16 protein-coding genes and 2 tRNA genes are annotated in these 21740 nt (G+C 72.6%); 7 read left to right on the top strand and 11 right to left on the bottom strand.

Translation table 11 applies throughout. The features are described from left to right. The first annotated feature begins 148 nt into the window (after positions 1–148). Entirely contained in the window at positions 149–1291 is a 1143-nt protein-coding gene (sfnG, locus tag CMS_RS07445) for a dimethylsulfone monooxygenase SfnG (RefSeq protein WP_012298875.1), read from the top strand. Between the two features lie 64 nt (positions 1292–1355). Here the strand turns inward: sfnG and CMS_RS07440 are convergent, their stop codons facing one another. From CMS_RS07440 to CMS_RS07425, 4 genes are all read right to left on the bottom strand, one after another. Further along, positions 1356–2036 (bottom strand): ATP-dependent Clp protease proteolytic subunit, encoded by a 681-nt coding sequence (locus tag CMS_RS07440; protein ID WP_012038151.1) that lies wholly within the window; start codon positions 2034–2036, stop codon positions 1356–1358. Positions 2037–2071: 35 nt separating this feature from the next. Continuing rightward, positions 2072–2659 carry an ATP-dependent Clp protease proteolytic subunit gene (locus tag CMS_RS07435; RefSeq protein WP_012038150.1) on the bottom strand — a complete coding sequence of 196 codons (588 nt, stop codon included), beginning with the start codon at positions 2657–2659 and terminating at the stop codon, positions 2072–2074. A 199-nt stretch (positions 2660–2858) separates the two neighbouring features. After that, a complete protein-coding gene (gene tig, locus CMS_RS07430; protein ID WP_012298873.1) occupies positions 2859–4301 on the bottom strand; it encodes a trigger factor in 1443 nt (480 codons plus the stop codon). 65 nt (positions 4302–4366) lie between these two features. Further along, positions 4367–4442 (bottom strand) — tRNA-Pro (locus tag CMS_RS07425). A gap of 189 nt (positions 4443–4631) precedes the next feature. Between CMS_RS07425 and CMS_RS07420 the strand changes: the two genes are divergently transcribed. From CMS_RS07420 to CMS_RS07410, 3 genes are all read left to right on the top strand, one after another. Continuing rightward, positions 4632–4705: transfer RNA gene (locus tag CMS_RS07420), tRNA-Gly, on the top strand. A gap of 164 nt (positions 4706–4869) precedes the next feature. After that, a complete protein-coding gene (locus tag CMS_RS07415; RefSeq protein WP_041464514.1) occupies positions 4870–10284 on the top strand; it encodes an SCO7613 C-terminal domain-containing membrane protein in 5415 nt (1804 codons plus the stop codon). A 142-nt stretch (positions 10285–10426) separates the two neighbouring features. Further along, on the top strand, positions 10427–10912 hold the full coding sequence (locus CMS_RS07410; protein WP_012298871.1) for a Dps family protein: 486 nt from the start codon (positions 10427–10429) through the stop codon (positions 10910–10912). Between the two features lie 118 nt (positions 10913–11030). Here CMS_RS07410 and CMS_RS07405 read toward each other — a convergent pair whose 3' ends face one another. From CMS_RS07405 to CMS_RS07395, 3 genes are all read right to left on the bottom strand, one after another. Continuing rightward, positions 11031–12020, bottom strand: coding sequence for an Fpg/Nei family DNA glycosylase (locus CMS_RS07405; protein ID WP_012298870.1), 990 nt, complete (start codon positions 12018–12020; stop codon positions 11031–11033). 6 nt (positions 12021–12026) lie between these two features. After that, the gene (locus CMS_RS07400) at positions 12027–12515 is read right to left on the bottom strand and encodes a ribose-5-phosphate isomerase (protein WP_012298869.1); all 489 of its coding nucleotides are present in this window, start codon (positions 12513–12515) and stop codon (positions 12027–12029) included. 113 nt (positions 12516–12628) lie between these two features. Continuing rightward, positions 12629–13255, bottom strand: coding sequence for a mycothiol-dependent nitroreductase Rv2466c family protein (locus CMS_RS07395; protein WP_012298868.1), 627 nt, complete (start codon positions 13253–13255; stop codon positions 12629–12631). Between the two features lie 152 nt (positions 13256–13407). Between CMS_RS07395 and pepN the strand changes: the two genes are divergently transcribed. From pepN to CMS_RS07380, 3 genes are all read left to right on the top strand, one after another. Further along, the gene (gene pepN, locus CMS_RS07390; RefSeq protein ID WP_012298867.1) at positions 13408–15951 is read left to right on the top strand and encodes an aminopeptidase N; all 2544 of its coding nucleotides are present in this window, start codon (positions 13408–13410) and stop codon (positions 15949–15951) included. Positions 15952–16108: 157 nt separating this feature from the next. Next, the gene (locus tag CMS_RS07385; protein ID WP_012298866.1) at positions 16109–17452 is read left to right on the top strand and encodes a mechanosensitive ion channel family protein; all 1344 of its coding nucleotides are present in this window, start codon (positions 16109–16111) and stop codon (positions 17450–17452) included. Further along, entirely contained in the window at positions 17452–17847 is a 396-nt protein-coding gene (locus CMS_RS07380; RefSeq protein ID WP_012298865.1) for a globin, read from the top strand. Before CMS_RS07385 ends, CMS_RS07380 begins: the two co-directional genes overlap by 1 nt. Positions 17848–17900: 53 nt before the next feature. Here the strand turns inward: CMS_RS07380 and CMS_RS07375 are convergent, their stop codons facing one another. The 4 genes from CMS_RS07375 to CMS_RS07360 all read right to left on the bottom strand — a co-directional run bounded on the left by CMS_RS07375 (position 17901) and on the right by CMS_RS07360 (position 21706). Then, complete coding sequence (locus CMS_RS07375; RefSeq protein ID WP_012296860.1) at positions 17901–18863, bottom strand: IS481-like element IS1121 family transposase; 963 nt, start codon at positions 18861–18863, stop codon at positions 17901–17903. Positions 18864–18960: 97 nt separating this feature from the next. Beyond that, a complete protein-coding gene (locus CMS_RS07370) occupies positions 18961–19431 on the bottom strand; it encodes a hypothetical protein (protein WP_012298864.1) in 471 nt (156 codons plus the stop codon). Next, complete coding sequence (locus CMS_RS07365; protein WP_012298863.1) at positions 19428–20747, bottom strand: MraY family glycosyltransferase; 1320 nt, start codon at positions 20745–20747, stop codon at positions 19428–19430. The genes CMS_RS07370 and CMS_RS07365 overlap by 4 nt, the downstream gene beginning before the upstream one ends. Next, complete coding sequence (locus CMS_RS07360; protein WP_012298862.1) at positions 20744–21706, bottom strand: L-threonylcarbamoyladenylate synthase; 963 nt, start codon at positions 21704–21706, stop codon at positions 20744–20746. The genes CMS_RS07365 and CMS_RS07360 overlap by 4 nt, the downstream gene beginning before the upstream one ends. Positions 21707–21740: the final 34 nt, after the last annotated feature.

The following is a 21740-nucleotide window of genomic DNA, read 5'->3' as shown; positions in this document are numbered from 1 at the left end:
CGTGCGGTGTGCCACGAGCCTAACCCGTGCATGGGACATCGCCCGGACCCCTGGGAGCACGGCCCGTCGTGTGGCATCCTCCGCGCGCTGGCCGTCACACGGCGCAACACTCGGGGCCAGCCCCAGCGGGCGCCCCCACCATGTCCGCATGACCGAGAACACCGCCACCGCATCCCCCGACGCGCTGTCCTTCGCCTACTGGGTCCCGAACGTCTCGGGCGGCCTCGTGACGAGCGACATCGAGCAGCGCACCCACTTCGACTTCGACTTCAACGTCCGTGTCGCGCAGCTCGCCGAGCGGAACGGCTTCGACTACGCGCTGAGCCAGGTCCGCTACGCCGCCTCCTACGGCGCCGACCAGCAGCACGAGTCGACGTCCTTCTCGCTCGGCCTGCTGCTCGCGACCGAGCGGCTGAAGGTGATCGCGGCCGTCCACCCGGGGCTCTGGCATCCGGGCGTGCTGGCCAAGTGGATCATCACGGCCGACCACATGTCGCACGGCCGCGCCGCCGTGAACGTCGTGTCGGGCTGGCTCAAGGACGAGTTCGTGGGCTTCGGCGAGCCGTGGCTCGAGCACGGGGAGCGCTACCGACGCACCGAGGAGTTCATCCGCGTGCTCCGCGGCCTCTGGACGGAGAAGGAGTTCACGCACCTCGGCGACTTCTACCGGATCCACGACTTCACGCTCAAGCCGCCGCCCGTCGACGTTCCCGGCCGCGCGCACCCCGAGATCTTCATGGGCGGCAACAGCACGGACGCGCGCGAGATGGGCGGCCGCGTCACCGACTGGTACTTCTCCAACGGCAAGGACTTCGCGGGCTTCGAGGAGCAGCGCGTCGACGTCCTCGCCTCGGCCCGCGCCGCCGGCCGGACCGAGCGGGTCAAGTTCGGCCTCAACGGCTTCGTCATCGCACGCGACACGGAGCAGGAGGCGCAGGACGTCCTCGAGGAGATCATCGCCAAGGCGAACCCCGACGCCGTCGAGGGCTTCCGGCAGGCGGTGAAGCAGGCAGGCGCCTCCACCGGGGACGGCAAGGGCATGTGGTCCGACTCGACCTTCCGCGACCTGGTGCAGTACAACGACGGCTTCCGGACGGGCCTCATCGGCACCCCCGAGCAGATCGCCCGTCGCATGGTGGAGTACCGCAAGCGCGGGGTGGACCTGCTGCTGCTCGGCTTCCTGCACTACCTCGAGGACATCGAGCAGTTCGGCACGCAGGTGCTGCCGATCGTGCGGGAGTTCGAGCGCGAGGCGATCGAGCGCGGGGAGATCGGGGAGCCCGCGGCCTGACGCGTCCGGGCAGACGAGGAGGGGCGGTCGGTTGATGCCGACCGCCCCTCCTCTCCGTGCGGGCCTAGCGGGCGGGGATCGCCGCTGTCAGGTTCTTGCGCGAGGTGAGCACCTGGTCGATGAGGCCGTACTCCAGCGCCTCGTCGGCGCCCAGGATCTTGTCGCGCTCGATGTCGCGGTTGATCTGGTCGCGGTCGCGGTTGGTGTGCTTCGCGAGGGTGTCCTCGAGCCAGGAGCGCATGCGCATGATCTCCGCGGCCTGGATCTCGATGTCGGACGCCTGTCCGCCGCTCGACTCGCCCGTGGCGGGCTGGTGGATGAGCACCCGCGCGTTGGGGAGCGCGAGGCGCTTGCCGGGCGCGCCGCCCGCGAGCAGCACGGCCGCAGCGGAGGCCGCCTGGCCGAGGCAGACCGTCTGGATCTGCGGCGAGACGTACTGCATCGTGTCGTAGATCGCCGTCATGGCCGTGAAGGAGCCGCCGGGCGAGTTGATGTACATGACGATGTCGCGGTCGGGGTCCATCGACTCGAGCACGAGCAGCTGGGCCATGACGTCGTCGGCCGACGCGTCGTCGACCTGCACGCCGAGGAAGATGATGCGGTCCTCGAAGAGCTTCGCGTACGGGTCCTGGCGCTTGTAGCCGTAGGCCGTGCGCTCCTCGAAGCTCGGGAGGATGTACCGCGACGACGGGCTCGTGGCGGTGGAGCCGGCGCCGCGGGCGCCGCCGAAGGTGGGGAGTTCCATGTTCTTCTTCTCTGCCTGTCTCTTCTGTCTGTCGCTCAGGAGGTCTCGGTGCCGCCGCCGCCGACGACGTCGGTCGCGGACTCGCGGATGTGGTCGACGAAGCCGTACTCGAGGGCCTCCTGCGCCGTGAACCAGCGGTCGCGGTCGCCGTCCTCGTTGATCTGCTCGGCCGTCTTGCCGGTCTGGCCCGCCGTGATCTCGGCGAGGCGCTGCTTCATCGAGAGGATGAGCTGGGCCTGCGTCTGGATGTCGCTCGACGTCCCGCCGAAGCCGCCGTGGGGCTGGTGCAGCAGCACGCGCGCGTTCGGCGTGATGTAGCGCTTGCCCTTGGTGCCGCTCGTGAGGAGCAGCTGTCCCATGGACGCGGCCATTCCGATCCCGACGGTGACGATGTCGTTGGGGACGAACTGCATGGTGTCGTAGATGGCCATTCCCGCGGTGATGGAACCGCCGGGCGAGTTGATGTAGAGGAAGATGTCCTTCTCGGAATCCTCCGCCGCCAGCAGCAGGATCTTCGCGCAGATCTCGTTCGCGTTGTCGTCGCGGACCTCGGATCCGAGCCAGATGATGCGGTCCTTCAGCAGTCGGTCAAAAACACCGGGTACCAGTGTCGGTTCGGCCATTGTTCGAGCTCCCATTCATTCGTCGCTTCGAGTCACGAATCTATCGGAGCGGATCCGCGCCTACGCCCGTGTTCGCCGCGGGCGGAGAGGCACGGCCGCCGCGGGCGCGGTGCACGGCTGCCGGACGCACGAGGGCCCGGGGAGCAGATGCTCCCCGGGCCCTCGAGTCGCCGCCCGTCGAGACGGGAGGCCGTGGCGACTACTCGGAGTCGGCGGCCTTCTCGGCGGCCTTCTTCTTCGCGGGCGCCTTCTTCTTCGGCTTCTCGGCGGGCGCCTCCTCGGCGACGGCCTCCTCGGCGGGCGCGTCCGCGACGACGGCCTCGGCGTCCGCGTCGGCGGGCTCCTCGACCGGGGCGTCCGCGTCGCGCACGACGGGCTGCGTGAACTCGGTCACGTCGACGACCTTGCCGTCGGCGTCCACGACCTTCGCCTTGTCGAGCACGACCGCGAGGGCCTTGTTGCGCGCGACCTCGCCGACCATGGCGGGGATCTGGTTGTTCTGCTGCAGGACCTGGACAAACTCGTTCGGCTCCATGTTGTACTGCTGCGCGCCCTGGATGAGGTACTGGGTCAGCTCGTCCTGGCTGACCTTCAGCTCCTCCTTCTCCGCGATGACGTCGAGGAGCAGCTGCTGGCGGAACGCCTTCTCGCTGGACTCCTTGACCTCGGCGCGGTGCACGTCATCCTCGAGGCGGTTCTCGTTCTCGAGGTGGCGCTGCACCTCGTCCTCGACGAGCTTCTCGGGGACGGGGATCTCGACGCCCTCGAGGAGCTTGTCGACGATCTGGTCGCGGGCCTGGGTGACCTGGCCGAAGACCTTGGACTTGCCGACCTGCACCTTGAGGTCCGCGCGCAGCTCGTCGATGGTGTCGAACTCGCTGGCGATCTGCGCGAAGTCGTCGTCGGCCTCGGGCAGCTCGCGCTCCTTGACGGACTGGACGGTGACGGCGATCTCGGCCGTCTCGCCCTCGTTGTCGCCGCCGAGGAGCTTCGACTCGAAGGTGGTGCTCTCACCGGCGGTGAGGGACTCGAGGGCCTCGTCGATGCCGTCGATGAGGTCGCCGGAGCCGAGCTCGTAGGAGATGCCGCTCGCGGTGTCGACGGCGTTGCCGGCGATGGTGGCGGTGAGGTCGATCTGGACGAAGTCGCCCGTCTTCGCGGGGCGGTCGACCGTGATCAGCGTGCCGAAGCGGCTGCGCAGGCTGTCGAGCTCGGTCGCGACCTCGTCGTCGGTGACCTCGACGGAGTCCACGGTGAGCTCGAGGCCCTCGTAGGCCGGCAGGTCGAACTCGGGGCGGACGTCGACCTCGATCTCGAGGAGCAGGTCGCCGGTGAGGTCCTTGCCGGGCCACTCCTTGACGTCGGCCTCGGGGCGGCCGAGAGGACGGATGTCCGTCTCCTTGACGGCGGCCTGGTAGAAGCCGTCCATGCCGTCGTTGACGGCGTGCTCCAGCACAGCCTCGCGACCGACGCGCTGGTCGATGATGGGCGGCGGCACCTTGCCCTTGCGGAAGCCGGGGATGGCGACCTGCTCGGCGATGTGGCCGTATGCGTGGTCGATGTGCGGCTTCAGGTCTTCGGGGGTGGCAGAGATCGCGAGCTTGACGCGCGTGGGGCTCAGCTTTTCGACCGTGGTCTTCACGTGTGGAGTTCTCCTGTAATCGCGGTACGCGCCTCGGCTGAGACGGCATTTCGTCGTCGGGGATGTGGTCGGGGCGACAGGACTCGAACCTGCGGTCTTCCGCTCCCAAAGCGGACGCGCTAGCCACTACGCTACGCCCCGGCTGCCACGCATTCCCTCGGTCGAGGCGGGCCCCGTGCGCCTCTTCGTGCAGGCGCGCGGAAGCCGATCCGACCGTGGCACAGCCTATCCGACTCGTGCCGGGCGCTGGTCACCGGCGACGGGAGGCTGCGCTACGCTGGACCCCGCGCATCCGGCGCACGGCCCCCGGGGCGGTGGCTCCGGCGTCGCGGGGATGTAGCTCAATGGTAGAGCCTCAGTCTTCCAAACTGATCACGCGGGTTCGATTCCCGTCATCCCCTCCATCTCCCTCCCGGCAGAGCCGCTCGCGTCCCCTCCCCAACCGGGCCGCCGCCTCATCCGTCCCCCGTCCGGGGCGACCTGTCGACGTCGCGCCTCGCGGCGCGCGTAGCGTCCCGTTCCGTGGATAGCCTGGGAGCTTCCGCATCGGGCGAGCTCGGGGGGCTTCATGGTCGAGGACGACGCACGGGCGACACGGATCGGGGCGCAGCCGTGGGCCGCACGACCCGAGGACCTGCTGCGCACGGACCTGTGCCCGGGCTGCCTCGCACCGCTGGGCGCGCTCGTCTGCGGGCGCTGCGGTCTCGACGTCCGCGCACCCGAGGCGGCTGCCGTGCTCGAGGCGTCGCACCGCGTCGTGGATGCCATCGCCGAGCGGGAGCGCCTGGTCGGCGCCATGCGGCGGTGGAGCGCGGCGGCGGCGCGTCGACACGAGGCCGTGGTCGTCGCTGCCTGCGCCGCCGGCGCTGTCGGTGCTCCCGGCGTCGAGGCGCCACCCGTCACGACGATCCCCGGCGCCGGGCCTGCGGTACCGCCAGTCGCTCCCGTGGTCCCCGCGGTGGCCGGCCACGCTCCGGAAGCAGATGCGGATGCGGATGCGCGACGTACGCAGCGCGGCCCGATGGAGACCGCGGCGCCCGTGGCCACCACGCCCGCGGCGCCCCGGCGGCGCATCAGCGTCCCTGCCGTGCTGCTCAGCATCGGCGTGGTCCTGCTCTCGGTCGCGGCCGTGTTCTACGTCGTCTACGCGTTCGTCACGTACGGCCTCGTCGTGCGGGCGGCGATCACCGCGGCGGTCACCCTCGCCGCGCTCGCGGCCGCGGGCCTCCTCGCGCGACGTCGACTGCCCGGCACCGCGGAGGCGGTGGGCGTGGCGGGCATCGTGCTGCTGCACCTCGACGTCTGGGCGGTGCGGTCCTACGACCTAGCGGGAGCCGCGTCGAACGACCCGTTCGTCCACTTCGGCATCGGGACGCTCGTCGTCTCGACCGCGCTCCTCGCCCTCCGGTCCCCGCTCCGGATCCGCGCGGCGGGCATCGCCGGCTGGGCGGGACTGACCGTCGGGGCCGGGCTCCTGGTCGGCGCCGTCCCGTCGGCCGACGCCGGCACCCGCACCGCGCTCGCCCTGGCAGCGGCCTCCGTGGTCGCCCTCGTGCACGCCGCACGGTCATGGGCGGGCTCCCTCCCCGACGCGCTCGAACGCGAGGTCCTCCGGGTCGTGGGCGTCACCGCCGCCACCGCCGCCGTGGTCGCGGGAGCCGCCAGCGCGGTGATCCCCGACGCCGTCCCGGCTCTCCCCCTCCTCGTCGCGGCCGTCGCCAGCGGTGCGCACGCATGGGCGCTCGCGCGGCCCGCCCTTACCGTCGAGGTCAGGGGCGACGTCGCCACCCCTGATGCCTCCGGTGCGATCGACGGCGACGCGTCGACGGACGCGATGGACGTCGCTCCGGCCGCAGCACGCGACGGCGCAGACCCCAGGTCGGCGGCGCTCCCTCTGCGCGTCCTCGCCGCCGTCGTCGCGGGAGCTGGAGCCGCGGCCGCGCTGCCCGTCACCGCGCTCATGGGCGGACCCGCGCTGCTCACGCTCTGCGCGCAGCTCGTCGCGGCGGCGGTCGTGACGGCCGTCCTGGATGCGGCTGCACGCCGCCTTCACGACCCCCTCGTCACCGCGACGGCACGCGTCGGGGCGGTCGCAGCCCTGGTCATCACCGGCCTCGCCGGGCTGCCGGCCGCCATCGCCGGCTTCGGGGGGATCACGGCCACCCTCATCGTCGGCCTGCCCGCGTGGGAGCACGGTCCCCTCGACGACGCCGTGGTCCTCCTGGGGCGGAGGAGCGTCGTCGCCGACCTGCCCGGGGACGTCCGGGCGGCGGCGATCGGGCTCGTCGCCGTCTGGATCCTCGCGGCGGTCTCCGCGCTCGTCGGCCGCCGCCTCCTGGCCCGCCGGCGCCTCCTCGCGTGGTCCGGCGCCGCCGTGGTGGTCGCCGCGATCCCCGCCCTCGGTCCCGTCGCGATCGTGGCCGGCGCGTACCTCGTGACCTCAGCGGGTGCTCTCGTGTGGCGGCTCTCCTCGCGGCGGCATCCCGGCCGAGCTGCCGTCCCCGCCGCCGCGCTCGTGGCGCTGTCACTCGCGGCCGGTGCCCTCGCCTGGGCCGTGTCCTGGGCGAGCACGGGCACGTGGTGGGCGGTCGCACCGTTCGTCGTGCTGCTCCTCGTCTCCGGATCCCGGACCGCCCGCAGGGACGACACCGCACGCCTCGCCACCGCGGGTGCCGCCCTCGCGGGCCTGGTCGCGGTGGGCGCACTGGCCCCGTCCCTCACCGCCGCGCGCGTCATCGGGACGGTGCCCCTGTCGAGCGCCCTCGACGCGGCCGCGGATCCGGTCGTGCTCGTGCTCCTCGCATCCGGGCTGGCCGCCCTCGTGTCCGGCATCCTCCCGGGGCGTCCTGGCGTGCGTCGACGGGCGCTGCTCTCCACGGTCCTGCTCCCGGCGTGCGTCGCGGCGCTCCCGGTCGCGATCGTCGGAGCAGATCGCGTCGGTGGCGCGCTCACCGGATCGCCCGTCTGGCCCATCGCGGCGCAGGTGGTCCTCGTCGCCGGTCTCGTGGCGTGGGCCGTCGGCGGTCCCCGTCGGGTCCCGCTGCCGGCGCGAGCGCCGCGCTCCGACGAGGAGACCGCGGATCTGCGGTCACCAGGCACGACCGCGCTGCGCCGGTGGCGTCTCACGACGGCCGTGCTCGTCGCTCCGACGCTCCTCCTCGCGTTCGTCACCGCCGCCGCCCTGGTCGACCGCGGTGCCGTGCCCCACGGCACCGCCGCCGCCGCGGTCGCCCTCGTCGTGGCCGGCAGTGCGCTCCTCGCCTACCGGGACGCGTCGCGGGGGCTGCGCGTCGCCCTGGACGCGGGTACGGCGGCGGTCGCCACGGGGGCGCTGCTCGTCGCCGTCTCCTTCGATCCCACGCGGCAGGGGCGCGAGCTCCTGTGGATCCCACTGCTCGTGCTCGCGGTCACGGCGCTCGCCCTCTCCGTCGCCCACGACGGCCTGCTCCTGTCCCGGAGCGCCCGCCGCGCCTGGGGCTGGACGGCGCTCGCCACGGGCATCGCGGCGCTGTGGTCCCGGCTGCTGGCCGGCGGCACGACCTCCGCGGAGGCGTACTGGCTGCCGGTCGCGGGTGCTCTTCTGTTGCTCGCCGCGCTCATGCACCGCGCCGCCGTGCGCGCGGATGGCGGCGGGAGCGGATCGCAGGCGGGGCCCCGGGTCCGCCGCGGCGTCACTGCTCTGACCCTCGCGGGCATCCTCACCGCCGTCCTGCCGCTCACCGCAGTCGGTCGTCCCGACGACGTGCTCCGGCCGTACATCCTCACCAGTGTCTGCGCGGTCATCGCCCTCGGGGGTGCCGCGATGCTGCGCCGCGCGGCGTCGCCCGTCCGTCCGCTGGTGGGTGCCGTCGTGATCGGCGGGGGCATCGGGCTCCTCGCCATCGGCGGCACGCACGCGCTCCGCCTCTCCGTCGGCTCCGTCGCGCGCGAGCCGGCCGTCGACGTCCAGCTGGCGATCACGGCCGTGCTGCTGGCTGGGATCGGCGCGCTCGTCCTGCGCGGTGCCCGGACAGCGGAGGACGCGCGACTCGCCGGTTCCGCGTGGGTGGGCACGACCGTCCTCGTCGCCGTCGTGATGGCCGCGTCGGTCGGGTCCGGCGAGGGAGTCGTCCGCCCGCTCGTCGCCAGCGTTGCGCTCGTCGCAGGGGCTGGGATGCTCCTCGCCCTCCGATCCCTGCACCGGCGCATGCTCGCCGCGTCCGCCGCGGCGGCCCTCCTCGGCGCCGTGGTCGTGGCGCTCCTCGCATGGCGCGGCGGGTACATCGCCCTCGATCCCGCGGCCCTCGCCGCGCCCGGCATCGTCGCCGTGCTCATCGCCGCGGTGGGTGCAGCCGACCGCCTGAGGAACCCGACCCCTGCTCCCGCACCCGGGCGCGCATCCGAGGCGCTCGACCGCCTCCTGCGTCATGCAGCCGATGCGTCGACGGGAGTGCTCGTCGCCGGCACCGTCGTGGTCGGGGCAGCCTCGGACGGCGCCGGGCTCCCCGTGGCCCTGCTCCTGTCGAGTGCGGCCGTGCTCGTCTCATCCTCGTCATCGGGGTCGGGCTCGCGCGCGCGGCGCCGAGCGGGCTGGATCGCCCTCGTCCTCGGCTCCGCCGCCCTCTGGGTCGCGCTCGGCCGTGGGCGCGTCGATGCCGTGGAGGCCTACGTCCTGCCGCCGGCTTGCGTGATGCTCGTCGTGGCCGCGCTCCTCCAGCGCGGGTCCCCGGGCAGGCGTCACCCCGTCGCGTCGCCTGCTGAGGCCCGGGCATCCGGCGCAGCGCCCGTCCTCCTCGGCGCCCTCCTCCTCGCCGCCCTGCCCACGGCCGTCGCGTCGTGGACGGGCACGCCCCTCCGGGCGCTCGTGGTCGGGGGTGCGGCCGGCGCCGTCCTCCTCCTGGCGGCGGCCGCTCTCCGCGGCGCGGGTGCCGCATCGCCGACCCGGCCCCTCCTCGTGGCGACAGCCGCGGCGTCCGCGATCGCCGTCCCGCTCGTCGGCTTCGGTCGCGCCATCGCCCAGCTGGCCGCGTACGAACCGGCCACGTTCGCGCGCACGGACCTCTGGACCCTGTCGGCCGCCGCCGTCCTCGTCCTCGCCGTGGGTCTCCTGCCCGTGACCACCGCGGTCCGTCGCCGCAGCGGCGCCGAGGATCGCCCCGACGCAGCCGCTCACGCGAGCGGATCGGTCGGGCCCGTCGTGGGCGCGGGGACGCCGAGCGACGCACCCCGGGAACCGGGCATGCTCATGGACGCCCTGCTCCGCATGGCACCCCGGGTCGTGGGGCTGGTCGCCGTCATCGGCGCCGGAGCGGCGGGTGCCGCCGGGATCCTCCGAGCCGAGGCCGAGTCGATGGACGGAGTCGGCCTCCGTTCCGCGCTCCTCGTCGGCCTCGTCTCGGCACTGTACGTCGCATGCTCGCCCTCAGGAGCGACGGCGACCGGACGCGGGCCCGATCCCGCGCGGCTGCCCGCCGCCGCTCCCCCGCTGCACGACCGGGTCCTCTCGGTCGCGGCGCTCATCGTCGCCGGGCTGGTCGCCGCGGTCCTCGTCGTCACGGGAGCGGCGGATCCCGTCGAGGCCGTCACGGTCCCGATCGCCGCGGCGCTCCTCGTGGTCGGTGCCCGCCGCCTGGTCCGCGACGCCTCCGCCGGCAGCATGCGGCACCTGGCGCCCGGGCTGCTCGTCCTGCTCGTGCCCCCGCTCGTCGCGGACCTCGGCCCGAGCCCGGCCTGGCGCATCGTCGGGCTCGGGATCCTCGCGCTCGCGACGCTGCTCACGGGAGCCCGCCTGAAGCTGCGCGCGCCCTTCCTCATCGGCGCGGGCGTCCTGCTCGTGCACGCCGTCGCCCAGCTCTGGCCCTGGATCCGCGAGGCATCGGCGACCGTCCCCTGGTGGGCCTGGGCGGGCATCGGCGGCGTCAGCCTCATCGCGGTCGCGGCCCGCTACGAGCGCCGGATCCGGGACGTGAAGGAGGTGGCCGCACGGGTCTCCGCGCTCCGCTGACCCAGGCTGGAGCCCGGTCCGGGGCCCTGGTGCGACCCGGTAAGCCATGCCTCAGCTTGCTTGCGGGCGGCGGCGGGATGCGCGAGATTGGCGGCATCGTCCGCAGCCCGCAGACCCGTCCAGCCGCTCGAGGAGAGAACCCATGACCGACACCGTCCACGTCCCCACCAGCTCCGCATCGGCCGACGTCGCCGCAGGCGTCGCGCAGTTCCTCAGCCCCGTCGTCGTCAACCTCCAGGCCCTCGCCGTCAACGGCAAGCAGGCGCACTGGCACGTCCGCGGCGCGAACTTCATCGGCGTGCACGAGTTCCTCGACGTCCTCGTCTCCCACGCGCAGGGCTGGGCCGACACCGCCGCCGAGCGCGTCGTCGCCCTCGGCCTCCCCATCGATGCCCGCATCGAGACCGTCGCCGCGTCCACCACGACCGCGGCGCTCACGCCCGGCTTCCGCCCGTCGAGCGCCACCATCGCGGAGGTCATCGCGCAGATCGACGCGACGATGGAGCTCGTCAACCGCGCCGTGCAGGAGCTCGGCGAGATCGACGTCAACAGCCAGGACGTCGCCATCGAGATCGCCCGCGGGCTCGAGAAGGACCGCTGGTTCCTCTTCGCCCACATCAGCGAGTAGCGCCGCCGGCAGCACCAGCGCGTCGACGGTCGAGGGGCCCGGATCCGATCGGATCCGGGCCCGCCTCATCATCGAGGCACCGCGCCAGCCCAGGTCCCGCGCCGGTCGCCTCGCCGCGTCACGCCTGGCAGTACGGGCACCAGTACAGCTTGCGGCCCGCGGCCTCCTCCATCACGACGTTCGTGCCGCACACCCGGCACGGCAGCCCCTCGCGGTGGTACACCCAGTGCCGGTCCGCGCGGTTGCGGAGCGCGGCGTCGAGCTTCTTCCCGCGCAGCCCGTCCATCGTCATCATCTGGCCGACCTCGACGCCCTTGCGCAGGAGCTTCGACCAGTCGCGCCACAGTCCGCGGACCACGTCCTCGGGCACGTCGCGTCCCGGCGTGTGCGGGTTCTGCCGGGCGCGGAACAGGAGCTCGGCCCGGTAGACGTTGCCGATCCCGCTGACCACCGCCTGGTCCATGAGCAGCAGGCCGATGGCCGTCGGCTTCTTGCGGACGGTGGCCGTGAACCGGTCCTCGGAGCGCGTGCCGCCGTCGACGAGGGGATCCGGGCCCAGCTTGTCGATGGCCTGCTGCACCTCGTCGGGGCTGGCGACGACGCACGCGGTCGGGCCGCGGAGGTCGGCCACCGCCCGCTCGGTGAGCAGGCGCACGCGCACCTGGCCGACGGGTTCGGGGGGCCACGCCTCGGCGGAGAACGGGTCGTGCACCTTCTCCTGCTCCGCCATCCGCAGTCGCGCACGGCGGGGCGCGCCGATGCTGGCGAGCGAGTCCTCGGCAGCAGCGTCGACCGGTGCGTCGTCGACCCGGTCGTCCACGGGCACGTCGCCGCGCATCCCGTTCTGCCCCATGCGGTTGAGCGTCGTGACGTCGCCCGCGAAGTCCCACGCGCCGTAGAGGCCGAGGTGCACGCGCAGCCAGACGTCGCCGTCGAACTCGAGGAACATCTGCTTGCCGACGGCCTTGGCGGCGAGCAGCCGCCGGCCGTCGAGCACGGCGGCGCCCTCCGCGAACCGGCCCTGCGGCGACGACGCCTGCACGACGTCCCCCACGAAGTGCGCTTCGAACTGCTTCGCGATCCGGTGGATCGAATGCCCCTCGGGCACGGCTGCCTAGTCCGTGACGGGGTGACCGGCGATGGCCCCCGTCGTCTCGTACTCGGCGAGCTGCGCGATGCGGCGCGCGTGCCGCTCCTCCGCCGAGAACGGCTCGGCGATGAACGCGTCGATGAAGGCCGTGGCCTCCTCGACGGTGTGCTGGCGGGCGCCGATGGAGATCACGTTGGCGTCGTTGTGCTGGCGCGCGAGCACGGCGGTCGAGAGGTTCCAGACGAGCGCGGCGCGCACGCCCTCGACCTTGTTCGCGGCGATCTGCTCGCCGTTGCCGGATCCGCCGAACACCACGCCCAGGGCGGTGGTGCCGCCGCGTTGGTCGGCGACGACCGCGCGGGCCGCGCGGATGCAGAACGACGGGTAGTCGTCGAGCGGGTCGTACGAGGTGGGGCCGTGGTCGACCACGTCGTGCCCCTGGGCGCCCAGGTGCTCGGCGAGGAACCGCGAGAAGTCGAGCCCGGCGTGGTCGGTCGCGATGTGGATGCGCATCGTGCACTCCTCCTGCCGCGCAGGCGGCGTCGTGCCCGCGGCGCGGGCGGTGCCGGACGCGCCGCGGCCGGACGCCCTCGGCGCCCGGCCGCCGCGCGCGCGACGGGAAAGGATCAGTCGAAGATGGGGCCCACGGTGCGCGAGCGCTTGATCTCGAAGAACCCCGGGTACGCGGCGACGGCCACGACGCCGTCCCACAGCCTCACGGCCTCCTCGCCCTTCGGCGCGGGCGAGATGACGGGACCGAAGAAGGCGACGCCGTCGACCGCGATGACGGGCGTGCCGACGTCCTGGCCGACGCGCTCGATGCCGTCGAAGTGGCTGGCGCGCATCGGCTCGTCGTAGCGGTCGGTGCGGCTGGTCTCGGCGAGCCCCGCCGGGAGGCCGAGCTCGGCGAGCACCTCGGGGATGACGACGTCGGCGTCCTTCTGGTCGCGCAGGTGGATCCGGGTGCCCAGCGCGTCGTACAGCGGCTTGACGTGCTCGGCGCCGTGCTCTGCCTCGACGGCGGCCACGAGGCGCGTGAACCGGAGCGCGCGCGGGAGGAATGCGGCGAAGTTCGGGTCGTCCGCCTTGTCCTCGTTGAGGACGGCGAGGCTCATCACGCGCCAGGTGATGTCGAGGTCGCGGTGGCGGGCGACCTCGTCGACCCAGCGGGAGGTCATCCACGCCCAGGGGCAGGACGGGTCGAACCAGAACTCGACGGCGGTCGTGCGGGGCCTGCTCTGTACGTCGGACATGCCGCAAGCCTAGGTCAGCCGACGCAATAGGATCGGCTCCGAAAGCGGCGCCGCTCCGCCTGCGCACCCGTGGTCCCGACCGCCAGGTGCACCGTCGCGCGAGGCGCGTCCGCACGCACGGCCCACCCACCTCACGGACGAGCAGGAGCACCATGCCAGGAGAGAACCTCACCCGCGTCGAGGCCGAGGAGCGCGCCGCGCTGCTGGCCGTGTCCGAGTACGACGTGACGCTCGACCTCACCCGCGGCGCGGAGGTGTTCGGGTCCACCACGACCGTGCGCTTCACCGCCACGGCCGGCGCGTCCACCTTCATCGACGCGATCACCCGCACGGTGCACTCCGTGACCCTCAACGGCCGCGAGCTCGACCCCGCCGACGTCAGCGACGGCGCGCGCATCCGCCTCGACGACCTCGCGCAGGAGAACGAGCTCACGGTCGTCGCCGACGCCATGTACACGAACACCGGCGAGGGCCTGCACCGCTTCGTGGATCCCGTCGACGACGAGGTGTACCTCTACTCCCAGTTCGAGGTGCCGGACTCCCGCCGCATGTTCGCGGTGTTCGAGCAGCCCGACTTGAAGGCCGTCTTCCGCTTCACGGTCACCGCGCCGTCGCACTGGGAGGTCGTCTCCAACTCCCCCACGCCCGAGCCCACGGCCGCAGCGGACGGCGCGTCCACGTGGACCTTCGAGCCGACGCTGCGCATGTCGAGCTACATCACCGCGCTCATCGCAGGCCCCTACGGCGTCGTCCGCAGCGAGCTCACCTCGAGCGACGGCCGCACGATCCCCCTCGGCGTCTTCGCCCGCAAGTCGCTCATGGAGCACCTCGACGCCGACTACGTGTTCGAGAAGACCCGCGAGGGCTTCGCGTTCTACGAGGAGCGCTTCGACTACCCGTACCCGTTCCCCAAGTACGACCAGCTCTTCGTCCCCGAGTTCAACGCCGGCGCGATGGAGAACGCGGGCGCCGTCACGTTCGTGGAGAGCTACGTCTTCCGCTCCAAAGTCACCGACGCGGTGAAGGAACGCCGGGTCACGACGATCCTCCACGAGCTCGCGCACATGTGGTTCGGCGACCTCGTGACGATGAAGTGGTGGGACGACCTGTGGCTCAACGAGTCCTTCGCCACCTACATCTCGACCCTCGCGACCGCCGAGGCCACCGAGTGGACCGGCGCCTGGACCACGTTCAACGCCGGCGAGAAGTCGTGGGCCTACAACCAGGACCAGCTCCCGAGCACGCACCCCGTCTACGCGACCATCAACGACCTGGAGGACGTGCAGGTCAACTTCGACGGCATCACGTACGCCAAGGGCGCGTCGGTGCTCCGCCAGCTCGTCGCCTACGTCGGCCAGGACGAGTTCCTCGCGGGCGTCGCGGCGTACTTCCAGCGCCACGCGTTCGGCAACTCGACCCTCCGCGACTTCACCTCGGAGCTCGAGGGCACGAGCGGGCGCGACCTCGAGCGCTGGACCGACCTGTGGCTGAAGACCTCGGGCGTGAACACCCTGCGCCCCGAGATCGGGACGGACGAGGACGGCGTGATCACGTCGTTCGCCGTGCTGCAGGAGGCGGCCGAGGACTACCCGACGCTCCGCCCGCACCGCCTCGCGATCGGCTTCTACGAGCTCCGCGACGCGCACCTCGTCCGCACGGAGCGCTTCGAGCTCGACGTGGACGGCGACCGCACCGACGTCGCCGAGCTCCTGGGCCGCCAGCGTCCCGCGCTCGTGCTGCTCAACGACGACGACCTCACGTACGCCAAGGTCCGGCTGGATCCCGCGTCGCTCGAGGTCGCGATGCGGCACCTGGCCGCGTTCGAGGACTCGCTCGCCCGCTCGCTCGTCTTCGCCTCGGTGTGGGACGCGACGCGCGACGGCGAGATCCGCGCCCGCGACTACGCGCGACTCGTGCTCGACAACGTCGCCACCGAGGACGAGTCGACGGCCCTCCGCTACGCGCTCGCGCAGCTGACCGTCGCCGCCACCACGTACTCGGCGCCCGACCACCGCGACGAGCTGCTCGCGACGGTCGCGTCCGAGCTGTGGGCGCTCACGGCGCAGGCGGCACCGGGATCCGACAACCAGTTCCAGTTCCTGCGCACCTTCGCGCAGGTCGCCTCCGAGCCCGCGCAGCTGGATCACGTGCAGGCCCTGCTCGACGGCACGGAGACGCTCGAGGGCGTCGAGATCGACGCGGACCTCCGCTGGGAGCTGCTGACCGCGCTCGTCGCGGGCGGACGCGCCGGCACCGCCGAGATCGACCAGGCACTCGCCGCCGACCGCACGGCCACGGGCGCGCAGTCCGCCGCGCAGGCCCGCGCGGCGCTGCCCACCGCCGAGGGCAAGAAGGCCGCGTGGGCGTCGGTGTGGGAGGCCGACACCGAGCCGAACACGATCGTCCGCACCACGGGCCTCGGCTTCCGCCGCGCCGCGGACACCGAGCTGCTGCGTCCGTACGTCGGCGCGTACTTCGACGCGCTGCAGGGCGTGTGGGAGTCCCGCAGCTACGCCATCGCGGCGGCGCTCATCGGCGGGTTCTACCCGTCGCCGCTCGCCGACGCGGAGCTCCGCGACGCGACCGTCGCCTGGCTCGACGCGAACCCCGAGCCGCCGGCGCTCCGTCGCCTCGTCAGCGAGCTGCTGTCGGGCGTGGAGCGGGCGCTCCGGGCGCAGGCGAAGGACGCCGAGTAGCCGCGAGCTCCACCGAGGGGGACGGTCGCGCACGCGGCCGTCCCCCTCGTCGCACCGCCCCGCTCCTGCGGACGGACCCAGGGCCGGCCCGGGAGGCCGCCGGTACACTCGGCCGGATGACCTCCCCTCTCCTCACCCCCGTCGGAAGCGCGTCGCGATGGACCTGAGCATGGTGTGCTGCGGCGACGGCTCGTTCTTCTCCACCTGGGGCACGTTGATCCAGATCGTGTCCTACATCGTCGGCGGCATCGTGCTCCGCTGGATCCTCCTGGTCGTGATCCGCAACACGGTCGACCAGATCGTGTCCGGCGTCAAGAAGCGCCAGAACGTCGATGACACGCAGTCAATCCAGGCGTCACCGCTGACGGCGGTCCGGGTCGTCCAGCGGACGCGGACGCTCGGCAGCGTCCTCAGCAACATCACGACGGTGGTGGTCGTGGTGATCGTGCTGTCGCTCGTCGTGGAGGCTGCGCAACCCGGTGTCCTCACATCCCTCGCCCTCCTCACGGCCGCCCTCGGCGCGGGCCTCGGATTCGGCGCGCAGAACATCGTCAAGGACATTCTCAACGGCCTGTTCATGGTCGTGGAGGACCAGCTCGGCGTCGGCGACGTCGTCGACGTCGGACCCGCGACGGGCGTCGTCGAGACTGTCGGCATCCGCATCACGACCCTCCGCGACGTCAACGGCACGCTCTGGTTCGTGCGCAACGGCGAGATCCTCCGGGTCGGCAACATGTCGCAGGGTTGGGCGCGCGTCGTCATCGACCTCGCGGTGCCCTACGACACCGACGTGCAGTCCGTGCAGGAGCGCATGCTCGCCACCGCGACCGAGCTCGCGTCCACCCCGAAGTGGCGCTCGCGCATCGTCGAGAAGCCCGAGCTGTGGGGCATCGAGTCGATCTCGGAGTCGGCGGTCGTGATCCGGATCGTCGTCAAGACGCGCAGCAACGCGCGCGACGATGTCTCCCGCGAGCTCCGCGGTCGCCTCAAGGCGAGCCTCGACGCGATGGGCGTCACCCTGCCGTCGCTCTCCGCCGTCGTGCTCACCGGATTCGAGAGCGCCGCGAGCGTGGGCGGGGCGCATCCTCCGCGCACGGCGTCCACGCCCGTGCAGCAGCCCGAGCAGCCGGCTCCCCGGAAGCGCGCCGCCCGGAAGGTCGCCCAGCGCCAGCCCGCATCCTCGCCTGCCGGATCCACAGGCGCCGCATCTGCGCCCGCCGGATCGACCTCGCCGGTCGTCCGCGGCGCGGCCGGTTCCCGACCCGACCCGCGCGCCACGCAGATGATCCCCGCCCAGGACCCGGCACCCACCGCGGACCCGGACGAGGACGAGGTCACCGCCGCCTGGACCGTCCTCCCCGAGGAGCCGGCGTCCGCGCCCGCGCCGTCACGCGAGGCGACGACCGGCACGGCCGCGGGATCCGAGGACGCCGCTCCCCCGAAGCCGCCCCGCGCTCCCCGCCAGCCGCGGAAGCCCGCGACGCCGCCCGAGGAGTCCTGATGGCCGACCTGCTCGCAAACTCGTTCTACGAGGACGTCGGCGGCCGCCCCACCTTCGAGAGGCTCGTCCGCGAGTTCTACCGGGGGGTCGCTGACGATCCGGTGCTCGTCGCGATGTACCCGGAGGAGGACCTCGAGGGCGCCATCCAGCGCCTCACCGGATTCCTCGAGCAGTACTGGGGCGGCCCCACGACCTACAGCGACCAGCGCGGCCACCCGCGCCTGCGGATGCGGCACATGCCGTTCCGCGTGAACCCGGACGCGCGCGACCGGTGGCTCGCGCACATGCGCGTGGCCGTCGACTCGCTCGACCTGTCGCCGACGCACGAGGCGCAGCTCTGGGACTACCTCGAGCGCGCCGCCCACGCGATGGTCAACACGTTCGACGAGTCCTGATCGCGGCGGCGACGGGACGCGCCCGGGCCGGAGGGCGCGCTAGATGTACTGGGTCATGACGTTGGTGACACTCGGGCCGCGGGCGTGAGCCCGTGGCTTGAGTGGATTCGTTCAGTGTTGTAGTGCTCGATGAAGGGGTCAAGCGCGTCGGCCCGGTGTTGGTTGCTGGTGAAGGGTTGCCGGTAGGCCCACTCGGTCGCGAGGGTCCGGTTGAAGCGCTCGACCTTGCCGTTCTGCCAGGGGCAGTGCGGGCGGATGAACTTCTGCCGCGCGCCCAGGTCCTGGACGGCGTTCTTGAACGCGGTCGAGTGCCGGTAGGCGAACGCGTTGTCCGTGATGACCCGCTCGATCCGGGTGATCCCATGCCCGGCGAAGTACGCCGCTGCGCGGGTCAGGAACCCGGCCGCGGTCGCGCCTTTCTCATCGGGATGGATCTCCGCGTAGGCGAGACGGGTGTGGTCATCGACCGCGGCATGGACGTAATCGAACCCGATCCCGCGGCCGCGGACCTGCTCGCTGCGCCCGTGGACCCGCCAGCCGCCTCCGTCCGGGATCCTCCCGAGCTTCTTCACGTCCACGTGGATCAGATCACCCGGATGCTCGTGCTCATACCGGTGCGCCGTTGACCGGGATGCCCGGATCACGGCCCCGGTGACGGGGTCCAACCATGCCAACGGCGGCGCCCCGTGCCGGCGCAGGATGCGGGAGATCGTACGGGATGGAACACCTGTCACCGGCGCCAGCCGCGCAGGACCCGCCCGCAACTGGGCCCGCGCTTCCAGCACGGCCCGTTCCCGCTCCGGGCTCGTTCGCCTCGGTACTGACCGGGGCCGCGATGACCGATCCGTCAGCCCTCGCAGCCCCTCGGCACGGAACCGGTTCACCCATCGATGCGCGCACTGCCGCGACACCCCCAGCTCCCGCGCGACGTGCGCGACCGGCCGACGATCCTCCACCACCCGCCGCACGAGGAGAACCCTCCCGTGAACCGTCAGACGAGCATTACCGTGGGACATCGAGGCCTCCTGGCGATGGTTGAACTGAACAGCTCCATCAAGCCAGGAGGCCTCTTCACACGCCCCGAAGTGTCACCAACGTCATGGCCGAGTACAGCTAGCGCCCGGGGAGCTGCGCGTCGCTGACGTAGCCCACGCGGGCCTTGGTGATCACGATCATGTCCATCACCAGCGCTCCGACGACGCCGACGATCACCGTGACGAAGAGCACGACGAGGTTGATCCACGGCTGCTCCTTGAGCACCATCGCGACCGCGAGGAAGACCACGAACTTGAGCAGCCACGCGCCGAGCACGACCGAGAAGAACAGGGTCGGGTAGATCGGCGAGGACTGGAAGCGGTTCGCGAAGAGGATGCTGCCGGCCGTGAGCCCGAGGAACACGAGGGCCATGGCGCTGCCGATGACGGCGCTGAGGAGGCCGCGGCCGCCGTCGACCGCGAAGCCGACGATGCCGCCGACCACCGCGATGGCGAGGGCGAGCAGCGCTCCCCCGACGAGGATGCGCGTGTAGACGTCCTTCTTCGCGGGGCGCTCCGCCGGGGCGGGGGCGCTCGGGCTGTCGGTCATGTCGTCTCCTTGGCTGTCCCCGGGTGCGGGGCGTCGGTGGGGCGGGTCGCGATGGCTCCCGTGGCGAGCTCCGCGTGCTCGCGCTCGACGGCCTCGAGCTCGGACTCCGTGAGGCGCGCCAGCGGTCGGTCGGTCGCGGCCTCGTCGAGCGGGTCGAACGCGGCGGCGTCCTCGGACTCGGCGGCGGCGGGCACGAGCTGCGCCGCGGCCTCCAGGCGCTTCCGGCGGCTGAGCGGGGCGAGGGTCACGACGGCGCAGGCGACCATGCCGACCGCGATGAAGGCGACGCCCCAGGCGTAGGGCTGCACGACGAACATCAGCAGGCAGCCGACGGACACGACGCCGGTCCAGGCGTAGAAGATCAGCGTCGCGTGCAGGCGCGAGTGGCCCATGTCGAGCAGGCGGTGGTGCAGGTGCTTGCGGTCCGCGCTGAACGGCGACTTGCCGGCCTTGAGGCGCCGGAAGACGGCGAGGGCGAAGTCGAGCAGCGGGACGATGAGGATCGCGAACGGCAGCAGGATCGGCAGGAAGGCGGGCAGCAGCTGCGAGCGGCCGAAGGTCTCCGGGTTCGGGTCGATCTCGCCCGTGACCGCGATGGCGCTGGTGGCCATGAGGAGGCCGACGAGCAGCGCGCCCGCATCGCCCATGAAGAGCTTGGCGGGGTGCCAGTTGAACGGGAGGAAGCCGAGGCACGCGCCGATGAGGATCGCGCTGATGAGCGACGCGAGGTTGAAGCGCTCGGTCTGGCCCGTCGCCGTGTCCGAGAGCAGGAAGCTGTAGAGGAAGAACGCGCCGTTGGCGATGATCGCGACGCCGGCGACCAGTCCGTCGAGGCCGTCAATGAAGTTGACGGCGTTCATGACGAGGACGATGGCGAAGATCGTCAGCATGATCGACATCTGCGACGAGCCGACCGTGAGACCGCCGATGGGGAGCGACGAGATGGCGACGCCCTGCCAGGCGAGGAGGCCGGCGGCGAGGATCTGGCCGGCCAGCTTGATCATCCAGTCGAGGTCGTAGATGTCGTCGAGGACCCCGATGACCACGATCATGAGCGCGGCGCCGAGGATCGCGAACACCGGGCCGGGCCGGTCGAAGACGAGGCCGAACCAGGAGACCTGCGACGCGACCGCGAACGCGACCAGGATGCCGGCGAACATGGCCACGCCGCCGAGGCGGGGCGTGGGGCGCGTGTGCACGTCGCGCGCGCGGATGGCCGGGTAGAGCCGGTATCGGTAGCCGAGCTTCATGACGACCATCGACAGGACGAGCGTGATGACCGCCGAAACGACCGCCATGGCGGCGTAGTAGGTCACCGGGGGTGCGCGGGCGGATCCGCGGGGGGCTCGGTCGCGGACTCGTCGGCGGGCGCAGCGTCGGCGGACGCCGGGCCGGCGGGCTCGACGAACTCGGGGTACGTCGGGCCGGCTTCGGGCGTCGCCTCCGCGGGCGTCGCCTCCGCGGGCGCGGCCGGGGCCTCGGCGGCGGGCGTGACCGCATCGGGATCCGCGGATCCGTCGACCGGCTCCGCGCCGCTCGCCGTGCCGCGCGGGGCCTCGGGCTCGTCGGGGACGGGGGCCTGCTCCGGCTCCACGGGCGCGGTGACGACGGGCTCGAGCTCGTCGCCGATGAGCTGCTGGATCTGCGCGCGCGTGATCGCGCCCTCGCGGACGATGCGCACGCGGCCGCCGGCCTGCGTGACGCGCGAGGCGTCGACGATGGTCGACGCCGCTCCCCCGGCGGCTCCGCCGTCGAGGAAGATGTCCACCGACTCGCCGAGCTGGTCCACGGCCTCCTGGGCGGTCGCCGCGGCGGGCTGCCCCGTCTTGTTGGCGGACGACACGGCGAGCGGCCCGGTCTCGGCCAGGAGCACGAGCGCGTAGGAGTTCGCGGGCATGCGCAGGGCGACGGTGCCGCGGGTCTCGCCGAGATCCCAGACGAGGGAGGGCTGCGCCACCAGGATCACCGTGAGGCCGCCCGGCCAGAACTCGTCCACCATGCGGCGGACGACGTCGGGGACGAAGTCGGCGAGGGCGTCGAGGGTCGACTGGCCGGGGATGAGCACGGGAGGCGGGGCGTCGCGCCCGCGGCCCTTCGCGTCGAGCAGCCGCTGGACGGCCTCGGGGTTGAACGCGTCGGCGGCGATGCCGTAGACGGTGTCCGTGGGGATGACGACGACCTCGCCGCGGCCCACCGCCTGTCGGGCGAGTCTCATGCCGGGGAGGAGGTCGGTGTCGACTGAGCAGTCGTAGATGCGCGCCATGTCGTCGCTCATCGTAGCCGAGCGCGTGCCCCGGGCCCTGAGCGGA

The sequence above is a fragment of the Clavibacter sepedonicus genome (assembly GCF_000069225.1).
Classification (GTDB): Bacteria; Actinomycetota; Actinomycetes; order Actinomycetales; family Microbacteriaceae; genus Clavibacter; species Clavibacter sepedonicus.
Note: the sequence above shows the minus strand (reverse complement) of the source record. Positions and strands in the feature narration are given on the sequence as shown.

What these genes read in the sequence shown, in the direction of transcription:
- CMS_RS07360 (WP_012298862.1), bottom strand. Translation starts at nt 21,706, where the DNA reads ATGAGCGACGACATGGCGCGCATCTACGACTGCTCAGTCGACACCGAC.
- CMS_RS07375 (WP_012296860.1), bottom strand. Translation starts at nt 18,863, where the DNA reads ATGTCCCACGGTAATGCTCGTCTGACGGTTCACGGGAGGGTTCTCCTC.
- CMS_RS07395 (WP_012298868.1), bottom strand. Translation starts at nt 13,255, where the DNA reads ATGTCCGACGTACAGAGCAGGCCCCGCACGACCGCCGTCGAGTTCTGG.
- CMS_RS07380 (WP_012298865.1), top strand. Translation starts at nt 17,452, where the DNA reads ATGGCCGACCTGCTCGCAAACTCGTTCTACGAGGACGTCGGCGGCCGC.
- pepN (WP_012298867.1), top strand. Translation starts at nt 13,408, where the DNA reads ATGCCAGGAGAGAACCTCACCCGCGTCGAGGCCGAGGAGCGCGCCGCG.
- sfnG (WP_012298875.1), top strand. Translation starts at nt 149, where the DNA reads ATGACCGAGAACACCGCCACCGCATCCCCCGACGCGCTGTCCTTCGCC.
- CMS_RS07435 (WP_012038150.1), bottom strand. Translation starts at nt 2,659, where the DNA reads ATGGCCGAACCGACACTGGTACCCGGTGTTTTTGACCGACTGCTGAAG.
- CMS_RS07400 (WP_012298869.1), bottom strand. Translation starts at nt 12,515, where the DNA reads ATGCGCATCCACATCGCGACCGACCACGCCGGGCTCGACTTCTCGCGG.
- CMS_RS07410 (WP_012298871.1), top strand. Translation starts at nt 10,427, where the DNA reads ATGACCGACACCGTCCACGTCCCCACCAGCTCCGCATCGGCCGACGTC.
- CMS_RS07370 (WP_012298864.1), bottom strand. Translation starts at nt 19,431, where the DNA reads ATGACCGACAGCCCGAGCGCCCCCGCCCCGGCGGAGCGCCCCGCGAAG.
- CMS_RS07385 (WP_012298866.1), top strand. Translation starts at nt 16,109, where the DNA reads ATGGACCTGAGCATGGTGTGCTGCGGCGACGGCTCGTTCTTCTCCACC.
- CMS_RS07440 (WP_012038151.1), bottom strand. Translation starts at nt 2,036, where the DNA reads ATGGAACTCCCCACCTTCGGCGGCGCCCGCGGCGCCGGCTCCACCGCC.
- CMS_RS07415 (WP_041464514.1), top strand. Translation starts at nt 4,870, where the DNA reads ATGGTCGAGGACGACGCACGGGCGACACGGATCGGGGCGCAGCCGTGG.